At 42.7% G+C, this 17,558-nt stretch carries 18 protein-coding genes and 2 tRNA genes; 10 read left to right on the top strand and 10 right to left on the bottom strand.

The window, feature by feature from the left end; translation table 11 throughout:
• Positions 1 to 19: 19 nt before the first annotated feature.
• The 3 genes from RE474_RS05175 to RE474_RS05165 all read right to left on the bottom strand — a co-directional run bounded on the left by RE474_RS05175 (position 20) and on the right by RE474_RS05165 (position 3,520).
• Positions 20 to 1,162 (bottom strand): 3-dehydroquinate synthase II, encoded by a 1,143-nt coding sequence (locus tag RE474_RS05175; RefSeq protein WP_309311911.1) that lies wholly within the window; start codon positions 1,160 to 1,162, stop codon positions 20 to 22.
• Between the two features lie 35 nt (positions 1,163 to 1,197).
• A complete protein-coding gene (locus tag RE474_RS05170) occupies positions 1,198 to 1,995 on the bottom strand; it encodes a 2-amino-3,7-dideoxy-D-threo-hept-6-ulosonate synthase (RefSeq protein ID WP_309311910.1) in 798 nt (265 codons plus the stop codon).
• A gap of 157 nt (positions 1,996 to 2,152) precedes the next feature.
• The gene (locus RE474_RS05165) at positions 2,153 to 3,520 is read right to left on the bottom strand and encodes a DUF7125 family protein (RefSeq protein WP_309311909.1); all 1,368 of its coding nucleotides are present in this window, start codon (positions 3,518 to 3,520) and stop codon (positions 2,153 to 2,155) included.
• Between the two features lie 321 nt (positions 3,521 to 3,841).
• On the opposite strand from RE474_RS05165, the gene RE474_RS05160 reads away from it, so the two are divergent.
• Positions 3,842 to 4,411, top strand: a complete 570-nt coding sequence (locus RE474_RS05160) for a GMP synthase subunit A (protein ID WP_309311908.1) — start codon at positions 3,842 to 3,844, stop codon at positions 4,409 to 4,411.
• A 63-nt stretch (positions 4,412 to 4,474) separates the two neighbouring features.
• Here the strand turns inward: RE474_RS05160 and RE474_RS05155 are convergent, their stop codons facing one another.
• From RE474_RS05155 to RE474_RS05140, 4 genes are all read right to left on the bottom strand, one after another.
• Positions 4,475 to 5,794, bottom strand: a complete 1,320-nt coding sequence (locus RE474_RS05155) for a signal recognition particle protein Srp54 (RefSeq protein WP_309311907.1) — start codon at positions 5,792 to 5,794, stop codon at positions 4,475 to 4,477.
• A gap of 119 nt (positions 5,795 to 5,913) precedes the next feature.
• Positions 5,914 to 6,747, bottom strand: coding sequence for an EamA family transporter (locus RE474_RS05150; protein ID WP_309311906.1), 834 nt, complete (start codon positions 6,745 to 6,747; stop codon positions 5,914 to 5,916).
• A 98-nt stretch (positions 6,748 to 6,845) separates the two neighbouring features.
• Positions 6,846 to 6,920: transfer RNA gene (locus tag RE474_RS05145), tRNA-Met, on the bottom strand.
• 130 nt (positions 6,921 to 7,050) lie between these two features.
• Positions 7,051 to 7,125, bottom strand: a tRNA-Met gene (locus RE474_RS05140).
• Between the two features lie 178 nt (positions 7,126 to 7,303).
• Between RE474_RS05140 and RE474_RS05135 the strand changes: the two genes are divergently transcribed.
• The 5 genes from RE474_RS05135 (at position 7,304) to RE474_RS05115 (ending at position 10,637) form a co-directional block, all read left to right on the top strand.
• On the top strand, positions 7,304 to 8,002 hold the full coding sequence (locus RE474_RS05135; protein ID WP_309311905.1) for a phosphoribosyltransferase: 699 nt from the start codon (positions 7,304 to 7,306) through the stop codon (positions 8,000 to 8,002).
• 17 nt (positions 8,003 to 8,019) lie between these two features.
• Positions 8,020 to 8,889 (top strand): S-methyl-5'-thioadenosine phosphorylase, encoded by an 870-nt coding sequence (gene mtnP, locus RE474_RS05130; protein WP_309311904.1) that lies wholly within the window; start codon positions 8,020 to 8,022, stop codon positions 8,887 to 8,889.
• Positions 8,890 to 8,961: 72 nt separating this feature from the next.
• A complete protein-coding gene (locus RE474_RS05125) occupies positions 8,962 to 9,420 on the top strand; it encodes a Zn-ribbon domain-containing protein (RefSeq protein WP_309311903.1) in 459 nt (152 codons plus the stop codon).
• A gap of 24 nt (positions 9,421 to 9,444) precedes the next feature.
• On the top strand, positions 9,445 to 10,191 hold the full coding sequence (locus RE474_RS05120; protein ID WP_309311902.1) for a heparan-alpha-glucosaminide N-acetyltransferase: 747 nt from the start codon (positions 9,445 to 9,447) through the stop codon (positions 10,189 to 10,191).
• Positions 10,192 to 10,352: 161 nt separating this feature from the next.
• Entirely contained in the window at positions 10,353 to 10,637 is a 285-nt protein-coding gene (locus tag RE474_RS05115; RefSeq protein WP_309311901.1) for a hypothetical protein, read from the top strand.
• Positions 10,638 to 10,771: 134 nt separating this feature from the next.
• On the opposite strand, the gene RE474_RS05110 is transcribed toward RE474_RS05115, so the two are convergent.
• The 3 genes from RE474_RS05110 to dinB form a co-directional block, all read right to left on the bottom strand.
• Complete coding sequence (locus tag RE474_RS05110) at positions 10,772 to 11,674, bottom strand: pirin family protein (protein WP_309311900.1); 903 nt, start codon at positions 11,672 to 11,674, stop codon at positions 10,772 to 10,774.
• A gap of 44 nt (positions 11,675 to 11,718) precedes the next feature.
• Positions 11,719 to 13,635 carry a methyltransferase domain-containing protein gene (locus RE474_RS05105; protein WP_309311899.1) on the bottom strand — a complete coding sequence of 639 codons (1,917 nt, stop codon included), beginning with the start codon at positions 13,633 to 13,635 and terminating at the stop codon, positions 11,719 to 11,721.
• 282 nt (positions 13,636 to 13,917) lie between these two features.
• The gene (gene dinB, locus RE474_RS05100; RefSeq protein WP_309311898.1) at positions 13,918 to 15,006 is read right to left on the bottom strand and encodes a DNA polymerase IV; all 1,089 of its coding nucleotides are present in this window, start codon (positions 15,004 to 15,006) and stop codon (positions 13,918 to 13,920) included.
• A 164-nt stretch (positions 15,007 to 15,170) separates the two neighbouring features.
• Between dinB and RE474_RS05095 the strand changes: the two genes are divergently transcribed.
• The 4 genes from RE474_RS05095 to dapB all read left to right on the top strand — a co-directional run bounded on the left by RE474_RS05095 (position 15,171) and on the right by dapB (position 17,471).
• Positions 15,171 to 15,461 (top strand): hypothetical protein, encoded by a 291-nt coding sequence (locus RE474_RS05095; RefSeq protein ID WP_309311897.1) that lies wholly within the window; start codon positions 15,171 to 15,173, stop codon positions 15,459 to 15,461.
• Between the two features lie 127 nt (positions 15,462 to 15,588).
• Positions 15,589 to 15,783 (top strand): 30S ribosomal protein S17e, encoded by a 195-nt coding sequence (locus tag RE474_RS05090; RefSeq protein ID WP_154809648.1) that lies wholly within the window; start codon positions 15,589 to 15,591, stop codon positions 15,781 to 15,783.
• A 24-nt stretch (positions 15,784 to 15,807) separates the two neighbouring features.
• Positions 15,808 to 16,683, top strand: a complete 876-nt coding sequence (gene dapA / locus RE474_RS05085; protein WP_309311896.1) for a 4-hydroxy-tetrahydrodipicolinate synthase — start codon at positions 15,808 to 15,810, stop codon at positions 16,681 to 16,683.
• Positions 16,680 to 17,471 carry a 4-hydroxy-tetrahydrodipicolinate reductase gene (gene dapB, locus RE474_RS05080; protein WP_309311895.1) on the top strand — a complete coding sequence of 264 codons (792 nt, stop codon included), beginning with the start codon at positions 16,680 to 16,682 and terminating at the stop codon, positions 17,469 to 17,471. Before dapA ends, dapB begins: the two co-directional genes overlap by 4 nt.
• Positions 17,472 to 17,558 lie beyond the last annotated feature (87 nt).

Below are 17,558 nucleotides of genomic sequence, written 5' to 3'. Positions count from 1 at the left end.
GACTTTCTCTTCTTCTCGATTATTTCTCGATGATCGTCTCTTCGATCTTCATACCGAAGTGACGACCAATATCTTCTGAGTGTACAAGTATCTCATCGCCAACCTTGACATCTGTGACAGCTATTGGTTCCTTGTCCTTTGTGACGAGTTTGATGGTCTCTGCATTCTGCAGGATGTTCTTGATTATCTTACCGTTAAGGTCTGCTTCAACAAGAATGAGTGGTCTTCTCTCGATCTTGACCCGGCCGACAACACCTGTTCTCTGCTTACCGTCACCATCTACTATCGTAACCTGGTCACCTGCTTTAAGCTCTGAGAGGTAGCGTGTCTTCTCTCCTACCTTGATGTAAGCGTGAACTGCACCTGCATTGACCCTGAATGGCCGGGAAGCAACGTATGGACTTTCCTCTGATTCGGAGTGCACAAGGAACATTCCGTTTGCCTGTGAACCCACAAGCATTCCTTCGCCTCTTACCATGAGGTTGCATGTGTCGACACAAACCCTGTCACCCATGCCGATTGATTCGACCCTTGTGACAACTGCAGTCTGGATTGTGAGGTTCTTGACACCGGCAGTTTCTGCAACTTCCGCTGTCTTCTTAATCATACTCAGGTCCTTTGTGTCAAGCATTACACCATCAGTACCGTGTTCCATTGTCTCGAATGCAAGCTTTGCCTGTTCTGATGTCTGGACGCCAGATAGGAGCTTAACATCCTTCTTCTGAAGTCCTGCAATGAGGTTCTCCAGTGGAATGACCTGCCAGTCTGTGCCTATAGTTACAAGATAATCACATACAGTTCCCATTTCAGCTGCAAAGTTCTCGTAGTCCTTGTTACGGATAACGACATATCCTGCAACCTTGAGTCCCTTATCTTTCAGGCGAAGGGCTGTTGTAATGTCGAGTGAACCAGCGTAGTCTGGTGGCAATGGTTTTGTTCCATCTCCTTCTCCACCTTTTCCAACTACTACAATCTCTGCCCCTTCAACAGGGTTTGAGGAGAATGCTGCTACTTTCACGTTTCCAAGCTCTTTTACTTTTTCAACATCAGCAGCATCAACCATAATTGCATCCACGCCGGATTCCATTCCGGTGGTAATTACAGCCTTGCGTTCATCCCAGTTGCCTTCATCGGCTTTTATCCAGATTATCTTATTATTCATAATGAGCACGTCCGCAAGCACAGAAAATGATCTTATTATTTCAGCATTTCCAGTGCTTCTTCAACTGACTTTTTGTAGTGCACTATCTCTGTAATTGCTTTTGTAATTTTTGTAGGGTTCTCGTGCTGGAATACGTTCCTTCCTATTGCAACTCCTCTTGCGCCACCTTCCATAGCACCCTCTATCATCTGAAGGAATTCTTCATCGGTATTGGTTTTTGGTCCGCCTGCAATCACTATAGGTACTGGACATCCCTGCACTACATCTTTGAATGTATCCGGGTTGCCGGTGTATAGTGTTTTAACAACATCTGCACCAAGCTCTGCACCAACCCTGGCAACATGGGCTATAAGTTCGGAGTCATGCGGGTTGCTAATGTCCTTTCCACGTGGGTACATCATTGTAAGAAGTGGCATTCCCCAGTAGTTGCATTCCTCGGCTACGCTTCCAAGTTTCTGGAGCTGGTCTGCTTCGGTCTCAGAACCGACGTTCACATGGATAGAAACTGCATCTGCTCCCATTTTCATGACTTCTTCAACAGAACATACCTGAACCTTGTTGTTTGGGTCAGGGCCAAGGATAGTTGATGCGCTCATATGAACTATAAGTCCAACGTCATGACCGTATCCTCTGTGTCCGTGGTTGACAATTCCTTTCTGCATAAGAACTGCATCAGCTCCACCTTCTGCAACTTTGTTGATTGTATCAGCTACGTTAATGAGTCCTTTTATAGGTCCGTCTGATATTCCGTGGTCCATTGGTATGATTACCATGTTCCTGCTGTCTCTGTGCATAATTCTTTCAATACGGATTTTCTTGCCAATTTCTGTCATTTGCTTTCGCCTTCTATGATCTCAATTTAATGTGCATTAATGTATTATATAGTACATTAATGTGTTGTTAATATCTGTGTCAGTATGTGACATACTAGCACGGTTTAGTATATAAAAGTTTTTGTATGATTGGCTGAAACGAATTAAAAAATAAAGCTTACATATCTTTCAGGAATTCGCCGATTCTTATTCCCTCAGAAGTTATGTCGTAGCTTATAAGGTGTTTCTCGTGGTCACTACCATGCATTTTGAGAATGGACATGGTCTTTTTGATCTCTTTCCCAATATCCATATGTCTGAGAAGGATCAGCACGTCAACAAGCGAGGATACAGGTATCTCTGATTGTAGTATGTTACTCCCTGCAGCCATATTGCCGCTTATGAACATAGATGTAACGCCCATATTCTTGAAAAGCCGTATCAGGTTGGCAATATGCTCTCTTTTTGCTATCTGGCTGTCAAAAACATAATCAAAGCCTGAAATATCATCCAATAGTACTCTTTTTGCTCCCATTTCCTGAATGTAGTTCCGGAGTTCGATTGTGTGCTTGCATGCATTTATCTCAGAAGGTGGTGTGTAAATTATCCGTATTAATCCCTGTTTTTCCAGTTCTTCCAGTCCAAGTCCAAGACTTGCTGCATAGCGTCTCAGCTCTGTGGGGCTGTCTTCAAAAGTAGTGATTATTCCGGGTTCGCCATTTTTGGCACCTTCTACAATGAAACTGAGACCAAACAGTGTTTTTCCGGTACCTGTATTTCCAGCTATCAACGTAGCTGATCGTTCAAAAAGACCGCCTCTGCTTAATTCATCAAATTTAGGAATGCCTGCACTAATTCTGCTGATCTGTGCTGTTTCTTCTACAACAGGTGCAGTGATTCTGGGATAAATAGTAATTCCATTGGTATTTATGCTAAAACTATGCTCACCATCAATATAGTTCGGACGGTTCATCTTATGTATTGTGATCATGCGCTTGCTTCCTCTTCTCAGTATTTCCTGGGACAGATAAACTATCCCGTCTGCTACATCGCTGATCACTGATTTACAGATGTCTGACTTTGACATAGTTCCGGTAAGGTATACAATAGCATTCCATTCAACAATGGCTGAATTAAGTGAGTAGATAAACCTCCTTCTTTCAGCTTCAGGGAAACCAAATCCAATAGGTGTTATCGGGTCAATGAGTACCCTGTCAGGTTTGATGGAGTTAACTATGTTTCCAAGTTCAACAAGCATTGTCAGCGGGTCTCTTTCAACTGAGCTGACATTGAATATGCGTACATTCAGAGCTTCTTCGTAAAATGAATATTCTGAAAGTGATTCTCTGATGGAATTTTCAGATTGTGTTGTGATGCAGATGTAAAGTACCTTTTCACCGTTACGTGCTGCTTCACATAAGCTCTGTACTCCAAGTATGGTCCTTCCACTACCTGGGTTACCTGCTATTAATATTGTAGATGAGGCAGTTATTCCGCCTCCCAGTATCTCATCGAAACCGTCTATCCCTGTGAATTTTGTTTCCAATTTCAGAACCTCGTCCGGTATTGCTAAGCAATAATGAGATTTTTATGTAAAGGATTTATATGAAATTTCCTCTCCCTTACTTAATTTATTTTTAATTTTACTTAACATTATTCGTGATTTTATATATTATAAACAACTAAAGTTCAAATCTGCTTGAATGACTTTCCATTAGATTGATCATATTTGTGTTATGAAACCCTCTTATATGGTTAATTACTATAACGCCAATATAATACTGGCATTAATTGTAATTCTATGCTGATCATATTTGGAGATATTCTCCATACTTATAATTTAACACAAACCAATCAGGGAACTAATATGAGAGAGTTAAAAATCCTTGTAATCAACAATTATGGGCAGTTCTGCCATCTTATCCACCGTTCAGTAAGGGATCTGGACATGGATACAAAGATAGTTGCCAATACCACTCCGGTCGAGGAGATTCTCGATGAGGAGCCTGATGGCCTGATCCTCAGTGGCGGTCCGACAATGGAACGTGCAGGAATCTGTTCAGAGTATGTGGAAAGCATTGACCTCCCAATTCTGGGAATCTGTCTTGGACATCAGATTATCGCTAAGACTTTTGGCGGTGAAGTAGGTCAGGGCAGCTCCGGCGGTTATGCAGATATAGAAGTTGAGATAGTTGACGAAGATGATCTGCTGAAGGGAATTGGCCCAAAAACATCCGTTTGGGCTTCACATGCAGATGAGGTTGTCAGAATGCCGGAGCAGTTCATTCGGCTTGCAAGGTCTAACATTTGTGAATGTGAGGCTATGAGGCATGAAGAAAGACCAATATTCGGAGTACAGTGGCATCCCGAAGTGGCTCATACCGAAAAAGGAGAAAAGTTGTTGACGAATTTCTTTGAGATATGTGAGACTTACTAAGTCTCGCATTTGTCTATGTGAGAATTATTTAATCTAACATTTTTGATGTGAGAACTATTGCTCTCACATTCCCATTTTCTTCATCATTTTTTGCATATTGAATTTTCCGCCGCGGAATCCTTTCATGGCGGTCTGCATCATTTTATGATACTTTAAGAGTTCTCTGACATCTTCAGGATTGCATCCTGATCCTCTGGCAATTCTTTTGATACGGGCACTGCCAATAATTCTTGGATTAAGCATCTCCTCTTCTGTCATTGAGTCCATAAGGACTCTGTAACGGCCCAGCTTGTCTCCGGTAACCTGGTATGCATCTTCGGGAATCTTTGCTCCCATTCCTCCTAGTGGAAGCATCTGCATGATCTGCTTCATTGGTCCCATCTTGTTAAGGCTTTCAAGCTGTTTGTACATGTCTTTTAGAGTGAACCTACCGCGGAGCATCGATTCCATGTCGAAATCTTCTTCTCCAAGCGCTTCCTCCGCCTTTTCGATAAGACTCTTGATGTCACCCATTCCAAGAAGTCTGGAGATGAACCTGTCAGGCTCGAATCTTTCAAGGTCATCCGGTGTCTCACCAACACCAATGAATGCGATAGATGAATTTGTTTCTGAAACGGCAGAGAGTGCTCCACCACCTTTTGCGGTACCGTCGAGTTTTGAGATCACAACACCGGAGATTCCGATAGAATCATTGAATGCACGTGCCTGCTCGCTTGCCTGCTGACCGATTGCACCGTCAAGCACAAGCAGCTTGTAGTCAGGTTTAGCCATGGCATGAATCTGTTCCATCTCAGTAATGAGGTCGCTTTCAAGTGAGTGACGACCGGCGGTGTCCACAATAAGAACATCGTTCTTATGTAGTTCCTTGAGACCTCTCTCTACAATGCCTACTGCATCAGGGTTGCCTTCTTCTCCGTAGAATGCAACATTAAGTTTGGTACAGAGGGTCTTTAGCTGCTGGTATGCGCCAGGTCTGAATGTATCAGCGCAGACTACGCCCGGCTTCAGTCCTTTCCTCTGGAAGTAACGTGCAAGTTTTGATGTGGTGGTTGTTTTACCGCTTCCCTGCAGACCAATCATCATTATGGTCTGTGGTTTGAGTGGGATATCGGTACTTTTACCAATGATACTGATGAGTTCCTGGTAAACTATTCTGATTACATGTTCCCTGGGGTTCATTCCGGAGGGTACTTCTTCTTTCAATGCACGCTCTTTGATGTGCTGTGACATCTGCATGACAAGTTTGACATTGACATCTGATTGGAGCAAAGCCCTCTGGATATCCTTGACGACCTCGTTTACTGTACGTTCGTCAATACGCCCTGATTTAACCAGTTTCTTCAGGGCATCCTGCAGGGAATTTCCGAGTTTATCCATTACCATTTAAGGATCTTCCTGTTCAGTTCTCTCTTTTTGTTCTAATAAATGGGGAGTTCATATTTAATTCTGTTGTGAAAATCATACCTACGTTGAGTTGATTTGTGCTTTCAAATTCCTCTCAATTATGTGATCAACATTACTGCGACTAGCACTGCAAACACTCCAATCCATTGCCTGTTCTTGAGTCTCTCTTTCAGAAGTACCCATGCAAGAAGTACTGTCACAGCCGGGTAAAGTGAAGCGAGAATAGCTGCAATATCAAGTCTTCCGGTTTTTGCTGCAAGTACATAGAATACATTCCCTCCAATATCCAGAATACCTGCAAGCACAATAAGCGGAAGGTATTTTATTCCTGGTATAGTCAGTTTTTTGCCGTAATATGCCACTATAATAAATGCAGGGATTGTTGCCATTTTTGTTCCCACTAGCGGCCAGAATATTCCGGAACTCTGCACCTGATCAATGAGTATCATAAAAAGCCCAAAGCCTGTACCTGCAAGAAGTGGTAGTTTTATCTTTTCCAGTTCTAGTCTCTGGCTGGTCTCATCCCTGGAGATAAGCCATACTCCTGCAAAAGCAAAAGCAAATCCGATAAGCTGACTCATGGTTGGCATTCCTTCTGTAATCATTCCAAAAACCATTGGTATCGCTGCACTCCATACAGCCGTAACTGGTGCTACGATTCCCATTTTTTCTACAGAAAGTGCATGGTAGAGTGCCAGAAGGCCTGCACCTCCGCAAAGTCCTGCAACAGCACCCAACAGCAAGTCAGTGTTAGGAGGTATATTCTCTTTAAAAATGATCGCAGATACCGTAAGGATTATCAATCCTATTGCCTGGGAAATGATTGCAACAATCATTACTCCGTTGCGTTTGGTTGCAACTCCGCCGCTGAAGTCTCCGGCTCCCCAACACAAAGCAGCCACAAGTCCGAAAATAGCAATAGATAGTTCCATTTTTAATATCCTGAACTTACTGGAATGAGTAAATGATATAAAAGAGTTACAACTCAGTTTCCGAAAATGATAAAATGATATTTAGAAAAGAGAATTAGTAGCGGGGGATAGATTCGAACTATCGGTCTACGGGTTATGAGCCCGTCGGGATCTCCTGGCTACCCCACCCCGCTTCGGGGATTGAAGTTTTATTTGTAAAGCAAATCCTTCTATGTCTGCATACTATATATGTATATTTCCAGAAAACGTCTCTAACACACTAATACACTAATTGATGGTTAAATTGAAAATGTGTTAGAAAAGTAGCGGGGGATAGATTCGAACTATCGGTCTACGGGTTATGAGCCCGTCGGGATCTCCTGGCTACCCCACCCCGCTTCGGAGATTGATGTTTGTTCTGGAAGGGTACTCCCTCTTCAACTATTTCATTGTTGATATAGTTTGCGTATGACCGGGTTTTCACAATATAATGCCTGATACATAAATAGGTAAATTATATCTCTTATCTGTCTAAATATAGAGATTCATATTTAGTTGTATTAATTGGAGAGATTTAATGGCCTTACCTGACAAATTCAAATGTGTTGTTACAAACTGGGATTACATTTATGACCTTTGCAGAGAAGTTGCAAACGAAGTGAAAGCTTCAGGGTATGAACCTGACATGATAGTTGCCCTTGCAAGGGGAGGATGGTTTGCAGGTCGTGTGTTATGTGATTTCCTTGGTCTTGATGACCTTACAAGTCTTAAGATAGAGCACTACCTTGGAACTGCACTTGCAGGTGATGAGCCGCAGATAAAGTATCCTCTTGCCGACAATGCAGTTGCAGGAAAGAAGATCCTTATTGTTGATGATATTGCAGACACAGGCAAAAGCCTGATGCATTCTCTTGAATATGTGAATGAGCAGGACCCAAAGGAAGTCAGAACTGCAGCTCTCCAATATCTGGATTCCTCTGAATATAATCCTGATTTTGTAGGAGAACGCCTTGAAGAATGGGCATGGGTCGTTTTCCCATGGAACTTCATAGAGGATATGATCGATCTCATTTCAACCCTCATGACAAAAGAGGACAAAGAACTCTGGGATGTTGCTTCTATAAGACATGGTCTCTACATGTATCACTCACTTGACTCTTTCGCATTTGAAATTGCCCAGCCCGGCAGGCTTCCTGAGGTTATGGAAGAGATGCACCGCAGAGGTGTCGTATGCTCTGTGAATGAGGATGGAAAACAGTACTGGAAACTTGCCTGAATAAAACGAGTGATAAAATGCAGGAAAAAACCAAAGCTGATATCGCAATTATAGGCGGAAGCGGCATTTATGATGCCAATCTGCTTGACAATGTACGGGATGTTGATATTGACACTCCTTTTGGAAAACCTTCAGATTCAATAACAATTGGTGACCATGGTAATCTGAGTGTCTGTTTCCTTCCAAGGCATGGCGTTGGCCACAGGATATCTCCATCTGAACTGAACTCAAGAGCTAATATCTTCGCTCTCAAGAAGCTTGGTGTGAAGCGTATAATCGCTGCATCTGCTGTTGGCAGTCTGAAAGAGGAGTTCAAGCCACTGGATATTGTCATTCCAAACCAGATATATGACCGTACAAAATCCAGACCCTCAACTTTCTTTGAGGATGGTATTGTGGTTCACATGGGATTTGCAGACCCATTCTGTCCAGAGACTTCAAAAACCATAGTCGATGTTGCCAATTCAAAGGGTTACAGTGTCAAGGAAGGTGGAACCTACGTTTGTATGGAAGGTCCGCAGTTCTCAACCCGTGCGGAGTCCAGGGTTTATCAGGCACTTGGTTTTGATATCATCGGCATGACTGCTATCCCGGAGGCAAAACTTGCCCGTGAAGCTGAAATATGCTACTCCATGATCGCTACTGTGACCGATTACGATGTGTGGCATGAGGAAGATGTCACTATTGAGGCCATCATTGAGAATGCGATGAAGAACGAAGCGGCTGTAAAGGATATCATTGTATCAACTCTGGATCAACTGAGTGTCGAGCAGCACTGTATGTGTAAGGATGCTCTCATGGGTGCGATAACAACAGTTCCGTCCATGATCCCTCATGAAACAAAGAGAAGACTCGCTCCTCTTATCGGGAAATATCTGAATGGGTGAGTCTGAACTATCTGTAAGTGGCTTATCGCAAGTGTTTTAATATATCATGATGCTTATTTAATTCGGTGGACCATGCCTCATAAGTGTACAAGATGTGAATCAATCTTTGTAGACGGTGCTTCAGTAATACTTAGCGGATGCCCTAATTGTGGCTGGAATAAGTTCCTTTATGTCAAGGATGAAGAGCTTGAGAGTAAATCTCCTGAAGAGTCTGAGACAATTGAAGCCGGAGAGGAACATGTCATTGATGAGACCTCATCTGAAACTACAGATGAACAACCCTCTGGCGAAATTATACGGGAAATTGATGACATCCTGGGTATTGAAAAGAAGGAATCCAGTGTTACTGAAGAGGATGGTGAAAGGGTTGAATCCGTGCGTATCCTTGGTCCCGGTTCTTATGAACTGAACCTTGATTCCCTGCTTGACCGTAAAGAGATAGTGATGGCTTTCAAGGAAGATGGTGCATACGCCTTGCATCTTGGTTCTGTTTTCAAGGAAAACAAAGATAAGAAAAAGAAGAAAAAGTGATTATTTTCTTTCAGAAAGCTGACTATGGATCAAATTCGAAAACAACGTTTCTTTGAAGTTGATGCCCTGCGCGGCATTGCCATCATAATGATGGTTATATTTCATTTCATTTTTACTATTGATTACTTTGGTATTCATGAATTTGATATGCATTCCGGTATTCTTCTGGTAATCGGCAGAAGTGCTGCAATCCTTTTTCTATTTCTTGTTGGTGTTTCCCTTACGTTGAGCTATTCAAGAGCAAAGATCTCATCAGATGGCACACAAGGTCAATTCACTCATTATCTCAAAAGAGGTGCTGGTATCTTTGGCTGGGGCATGGTAATTACAGTTGTTACAGCTACACTCCTTGAACACGGTACTATTTATTTTGGAATACTGCATTTGATCGGTGTTTCTATAATTCTTTCTTATCCATTATTGAAATACAGAAATAAGAATCTCCATTTGGGTCTTTCATTCCTGTTTGCAGGCGTTATCATGAAGGGGGCCTATGCAAATTACCCTTGGTTGCTATTTCTTGGCGTCAAACCCTATGGTTTTTACTCTCTTGATTACGTCCCCCTGATTCCCTGGTTTGGTGTTGTTCTTCTGGGTATTTTTACAGGGAACAGCCTGTATCCTGATTACCGGAGGAACTTCTATATGTGTGACTGTGAAGGGAATGCTGCTGTGAAATTGCTCGAATATCTGGGGAAAAAGTCACTGCTGATTTACCTGGTGCATCAGCCGGTGATTGTGGGGATTTTGTTTTTGTTTATTTCGATCTGAATGACCGTATTCTGTGTCTGTACAGGCCATCAATGTTTTGAGAATTCTATGGTCGGGCTCAAAGCCAATTGGTTCTAACAAAGAGTTCTGTTTAGGAATGATCTATTTTGACTGTAAAACACTATATACATGTAAAACAGATGGTTATTGGGGTTTAAACTATGGTATATGTACTTATCAGACATGTAGTCGAAGATTTTTCTAAATGGAAACCAGGATTTGACGAGCACGGTTCCACACGAAAGAAGAGTGGTTCCAAAGGTGGAATGCTTTTCCGCACTTCAGATGATCCTAATTCTCTGGCGATTCTGTTTGAGTGGGATACTATTGAGAATGCACGCAAGTTCACTGAATCCGCAGAGTTAAAGCAGAAAATGGAAGAAGTAGGCGTGATCAGCAAACCAGAGATAATCTTCCTGGACAAAATAGAAGACGTAATAGTCTGAGCGGGGTCAATGACAATAGCCTGTATCCACTCCCATGTTATCTGTTTGTAATTCTTGCGGCTGGTTTGCCTGAGAAGGTAGCTGGAATGTTTGAATAGGGCAGGATAAGAAAGAGAGATTATATCTCCCTTCTTTCATTTCACAAAAGTCCCGTTCCTGTAATCATCAAAAGCCTTCTGTAACTCTTCCTGCGTGTTCATGACAATGGGTCCGTACCATGCAACTGGCTCACCGATCGGCTTTCCTGTCATGAGCAGGAAACGGACACCATCTTTGCCGGCTCTAGCAACTATGCTGTCGCCATCGTCGAACATGACAAGATTCTCCTTTCCGGTGGATGCACCGCTTTGAAGGTCGAAGTACTTTGCTCCGTCCACCTCGTATGAATACTGGTCGTTCTCTGGGTCGAAGCATCCCTCTCCTTCTATCACGTAGGCCAGTACTGTGTAACCGGATTTTGTGGCGTACTCAAAAATAGTATTTGCAGGTATTGTTATGTCAAAGTATTCCGGGTCTGTGACTATGTCCCTGACAGGTCCCTGAACTCCGTCCATATTGCCGCAGATGATCTTGATACGTGTGCCGTTGTCTCTGGTGATCTCGGGGATCTGACTGCCCTTCACTTCCTGATAGCGAGGGTCCATCATCTTGTGGGATGCGGGCAGGTTTGCCCATAACTGGAATCCCCAGAGATTGTTGTTGTCATCTCCCTTTGGCATCTCCTGATGGATAATGCCGCTACCTGCGGTCATCCATTGCACATCTCCGGGGCCAGTGGCTCCTTTATTCCCCATGCTGTCGCCGTGTTCCACATTTCCCTGGAGTACGTATGTTATAGTTTCCATTCCTCTGTGGGGATGCCAGGGGAAACCCATTATGTAGTTCTCCGGGTTGTTCGAATGAAAATCATCCAACAAAAGGAATGGATCAAGCTCCGGCACATGATTGAATCCAAATGCTCTCTTTAAATGTACACCTGCCCCTTCAATAGTGGGCATACTCTTCAGTATCTTGCGTATCTTTCTGATGTTTCCCATACTAATCCCTATGGAAAATTGGCTTCGAATTATGTTAAATCTTTTTATCTCTGCCCCGATATCCTCTCATCCGCACTCTTGAGAATCATGGATATCATATCGCTGTACGAGATATCAGCGATTTTAGCCATCTTTGCAAGGTGTCCGTCCCAGCACCAGCCGGGATTAGGGTTGACTTCGAGGAGCTTTGGATTGCCTTTTTCATCAAGTCTCCAGTCAAGGCGGGTGTAGTCCCTGCACTCAAGCCTGTTTATGAGTTTCAGGCTGCACTCAATAATGAGTTCCTCTGTCTCTTTTGGAAGGTTTGCAGGTGCGGACTTGATCTTCCAGTAAGGTGAGTCAGGTATCCACTTTGCCTCGTATCCGCAGAGTTTTGGAAGGTCTTCAGGCAGGTCAGAGTAATCTTCCTGTGTAAGCGGCAGTACGGTATAGTTCTCCGGCGGGTTGCCTATGATCCCTATGCTGAGGTCTTTTCCGGTTAGGAATTCTTCCACAAGTATTGGTTTATCATAACCAAGTCCTTCCCTTATGTCATAGATTGCCCTGACAACTTCATCACGACTGTTACAAACGCTGTGCTGGTTCAGTCCGAAACTGGAATCTCCAAAGTTAGGTTTCACGATAACCGGGAAATCCATGGGCAGCTCGAATAGAGTGTCCTCTCCTTTAACAACGATACCTTCAGGAACCGGAACTCCAAGGTCCTTTGCAATACCTCTCACAAGTGCCTTATCATAACAGAATGCAAGACACTGCGGTCCCGAACCTGTGTAAGGGATGTCGAACATCTCAAGTATTGCAGGCACATGCAGCTCTTTTTTAGGGTCGTTATCATAGCCCTCATCACAGAGGTTGAAAATGAAATCTGTTTTAGATCTTATCTTTGCAAGGTCAGTGACAAGTGTATCGTGGTTATCCAGGTATTTGAAAGAATAGTTTTCAAGTTCATGAAGTCCGCCTTTGAGCTGGTCTATGGTGTACATGTCATCATCGTCAAAGACACCACATGGCTTTAGTGAATCATTCTTCCTCGGGTCTCCGAAGACAACAACTACATTCCTCTTTGCTTCCTTTGCCTTCTTCTTATTAGGTGTCCATTCTTTCCTGACCGTTGCAGTCACAATAATGCGTCTCTCCATCATTCCAAGATCCTGGTTTCTCAGTGTCTGTGAATTGATGGAATCAACTATCTCGATATCCGTGAAATCTGCTTTTTTTAGCAGTTCTTTCAGTGCTTCCGTGGTGTAGAGGCGTTCCGCATAGAATTGGTCTGCTATAACTCCTGATGTGTCGTTGACGATTACTTCTCTGGATATGAGCTTCTGCCCATCGGTAGATATGGACCTCTCCCTGCACACAAAGTTGTGCTTGTCGATCCATTCCCATGAGCGTGGCTGGTATTTTTCCTTGAGGTAAGAGCCATCAGCTACATCAAGCAGCACCTTTCCCCAGGGTTTTAGTATCCTTTTTACCTCTTTTAAGACCCTCAGGTCTTCGTCAGACGTTTCAAAATAACCAAAACTATTGCCAAGGAGCATCACAACATCGAAAGTGTCAGTCGTGTATGGTGTTTTCCTTGCGTCCCCTTCCTTGAATTTGATACCAAGACTTTCCTTTTTAGCAGTGCCCTTTGCCCTCTGGATAAGGTAGTGTGACCGGTCTAAGCCTTCAAGGTTCTTCAAACCTCTTCTTGCAAGTTCAAGTGTATGTCTTCCCTGTCCACAGCACAGGTCAAGTACGTGGCTTTCAGGTGTCAGGCCAAGTATTGAAGAAAAGGTGTCTATTTCCTGTCTGGTGATATTTGCATCCTCAACGATGTCCGCATCGGTCTTCAGGTAGAGTGAATTGAATATTTTCTTCCACCAGTCGGGGTTCACATGCTCTTCCAGGTGTGGGACAGGTCCCAATGTCCTTGATTTTTGTTTTTCTTTGTTCTGGTATTCTTTAGGTCTTTCTTTCATCAGGTATAACCCTCTAATTTTCGGAACACACATCACAGTGTATTCAAAGGCTATACTAGGGTTTAAGGATAAATAATCTACGATAAATCATTTATTTTAGATATAATCTGATAATATTTGTTCTATTTTGTTTTAAATGGTATATTAGTTTTTAAAAAATAGAATACACAATTTATATGCTTTTTTTCTGTAAAAAAGCTAATTTTATCCTTAATATCTATTAATACTTGATTTACTTCCTTGTAGCGCGCTACAATAATGTGTTTTAGGGTGTAAAGGTTCCTAGTAAAAATCACTCAAAAAAGTCTGTCTTTCATCTATCTTTTCAAGTTTTGTGACCCCTACACCAAGTAACCTGAATCTGCCTTTTCCCATGAATTCTTCCATGAGTATTAGGGCATTCTTTGTGATGACTTCTTTATCTGTGGTTGCAGCATTCAGGGTTCTTGCCCGGGTGTATGTCCTAAAATCCTCAAAACGAACCTTGATTGTTACAGTTCTGTAGCGGAATCGTTTTTTCATCATTGACGTGTGGACTTTTTCGGTCAGTTCTGTGAAAACCTGTTCTATTTTACCGGGGTCGGAGATATCCTCATCGAAAGTATCTTCAGTGCTCACGGATTTGACTTCTTCTCTTTCCTTTACTTCTCTTGTATCAATACCATTTGCAAGCTGGTGCATAACAACACCGAATTTTCCAAAACGTGCTATAAGTAACTGCACATCGCAGGTTGCAAGCTGTCCCACAGTTTCAATTCCCATCTCTTCCAGAATTGGCTGTGTTTTCTTACCGATTCCAGGTATCTTTGACACATGCATGGGGAACAGAAAATCCTGTATGTCCTCAGGTCTTACAATAGTCAGTCCATCAGGCTTGTTAAAATCGGATGCGATCTTTGCAATCACCTTGTTCGGAGCCACACCTATGGAGCATGTAAGCCCATGAAGTCTTTGAACCTCACTTTTGATTTTCTTTGCAAGCAGGGTTGCTGATGCATAATCCGATATTGATTCTCCAATGTCAAGGTATGCTTCGTCAACACTTACCTGCTGGAACCTGTCAGCAAAAATACGGAGTGTCTGCATTATCTCTGCTGATACTTCCTTGTAAAGCTTCATGTTGACTCGAAGATATACTGCATCAGGGCACAGTTTGTAAGCTTTTGAGATTGCCATGCCGGAATGTATGCCATATGCTCTTGCTTCATAAGAACAGGTGCTGGCAACTCCTCTGCCACTGCCAGCTTTCGGGTCAGAACCCACAACAACGGGCAGTCCTTTAAGTTCCGGTCTATCCCTTACTTCCACCGAGGAGTAAAAACTGTCCATATCGATGTGCAGTGTTATCCTTTCTTTTCGAGAGTTTTCCATTGAATCTCCATTGATATTTTTATTCAAATGCAGTGACATTTATAGATTCAATTGGATATATCGTTTGTTTTGCTGTTTGTTTTGCTAATAGTAAACGGAACTCTGATATAATATCACGAACCATGGCAACATATAAATGTAATAAATCAATGGTCCTGTAAATCATGTATTATATCTATCTTGCAATTTTTGCTTACGTAGCTGTTCTTTATCTAACATTGAGAGATATCCGGATCTATAAAAGGACCAAAATTGATTCGTATCGTAAGGGAGCAATGAAAGGTATTCTTGCTTCCTCAATTGTACTACTGGGGATTCTGTTCACCACTTTTAATCCTGAGCTGGGACTTTTGATTGTTTTTGTTGGTTTGTACTTCAACAAAAAAGGTGTTAGAGAACGCGTTTTCATCAATGCTGATGGAAAGGATCGTTTTCTGGGAAAGACTGATATATAATCAAGTATTCAGGTGCAGTTCCAGTAATCCAAAAGGTATAAATGTAAGGGTATTTATTATAACCCCGATACAAGTTACTACTATAAAGTTTCATCAAATAATTGATTCATAATAATGGAGAATTATCATGGGAAATATTAGACAAACCAACATCAAGAGAATTGCACTTCGCTTAGCCGAAAACCACGGAAACGTATTTACAACAGATTTTGACACAAACAAGCACCTTGTAACAAAGTACACAACCATCGAGAGTAAGGTCATCAGAAACCGTGTAGCAGGTTACGTGACAAGGAAGATGACACACAGGCCAAGAGAGTAAGGTTTCTGGAGAGGGGAAGTTCCCATGTTCGAAGGAGTTTTGCCTGCTCTTGTAACGCCATTCTCAAAGGACGGTTCTATTGATTCTGAAAGTTTCAGGAACATAGTCGATTTTGTGGAAGATGGTGGCGTTTCCGGAGTTGTTGTCTGTGGTACGACTGGTGAATCTGCAACCCTGGAAACCAGGGAACACAAAGAGCTGATTAATCTTTGTGTTGATTGCGCAAAGGTTCCTGTCATTGCCGGTACAGGTTCTAACAACACTGCAGAGGCGGTGGAACTTACTAAACACGCAGCGGACGCGGGAGCAGATGGCGCTCTTGTAATATCCCCGTATTATATCAAGCCCAACAACGCAGGGCTTATTGCTCATTTTAAGAAGATTGCAGAAGCTTCCGATATTCCTATTGTATTGTATAATGTCCCTTCACGTACCGGACAGGACATGCCACTGGAAGTTATTGTAGAGCTTTCAAGGGTTGAGAATATCGTAGCTGTCAAGGAAGCAAGCGGTAGTCTTAGCAAGTTCTCACAGATAATTGAAGAAACTGCAGACGAAGACTTTGAGGTAATCTCAGGTGAGGATGGTCTTACGTTCCCATCAATGGCCATAGGCGGTGCAGGTGTAATTTCTGTGGTCGCTAATATTGTTCCTGCTAAGATGGTACAGCTTGCAGAGGCTGTGAAGGCATGTGACCTTGAAACTGCCAGAAGGATTCACTTTGAGATAGCACCACTTATACGTGCATTGTTCACAGAAACTAACCCGATACCAGTAAAGAGAGCAGTTGAGCTTATGGGTCTTTCAAGTGGTGATATGAGACTTCCTCTTGCGCCACTTAGCGACGAGAACAGTCTTCTTCTTGAAAATGCTCTTCGAAAGCTGGGGTGTATCGCATGATCAATGTTGGTGTGACCGGAGCTTCCGGAAGAATGGGCAGACTTATTATTGATAATATTCTCAGGTCAGAAGATGTACAACTGACCTCTGCATTCGATCTTGTGAACATTGGAAAGGATGTGGGTGAAGTTGCCCAGATCGGCACTCTTAATGTACCAATTTCCAGTGCAGAAGATATGGAATCCGTTTTGAAGGAATCCAAAACTCAGGTTCTTATTGATTTTACAATTGCAGATGCAACTGCTGTTAATGCACCAAGGGCTGCATCAGCAGGTGTGAGTCTTGTAATCGGAACTACCGGTCTTTCCTCTGAGCAGAAAAAGACAATTGAAGAGTCAATTATCAGCAACAACGTTGCAGGCATCATATCTCCTAACTATTCAATAGGAGTAAATGTTTTCTTTAAAATACTTGCAGAAGCTTCCAGGTATCTTGGTGACATGGACATTGAGATTATAGAAGCTCATCACCTGCACAAGAAAGATGCACCAAGCGGAACCGCACTGGGTGCAGCAAAGGTCATCAGTGAAGCACTTGGCGGCAAAGAATTCGTGTATGGACGTGAGGGTTTTGCACCCCGTGGAAAAGAGATTGGTATCCATGCAGTACGCGGTGGAGATATAGTTGGAGATCACACTGTTCTTTTTGCAGGTGACGGTGAGAGAATAGAGATAAAACACCAGGCACATTCAAGACAGGCTTTTGCAGGCGGTGCGGTCAAAGCAGCAGCCTGGATAGGCAATGCAGCTCCCGGTCTTTACACCATGCAGGATATATTGGGATTATAAATCTCCTTTTTTTTGGCACACACATGTTCAATTGTGGCGCAGTATTCTTTAATTGTGCTCACAATACTAAATGACAAATAGGAAATA

The organism is Methanolobus sediminis (genome assembly GCF_031312595.1).
In the GTDB taxonomy this organism is placed as follows: Archaea; Halobacteriota; Methanosarcinia; order Methanosarcinales; family Methanosarcinaceae; genus Methanolobus; species Methanolobus sediminis.
The sequence above is the reverse complement of the archived record's forward strand: the minus strand, read 5'-3'. Positions and strand labels throughout refer to the sequence as shown.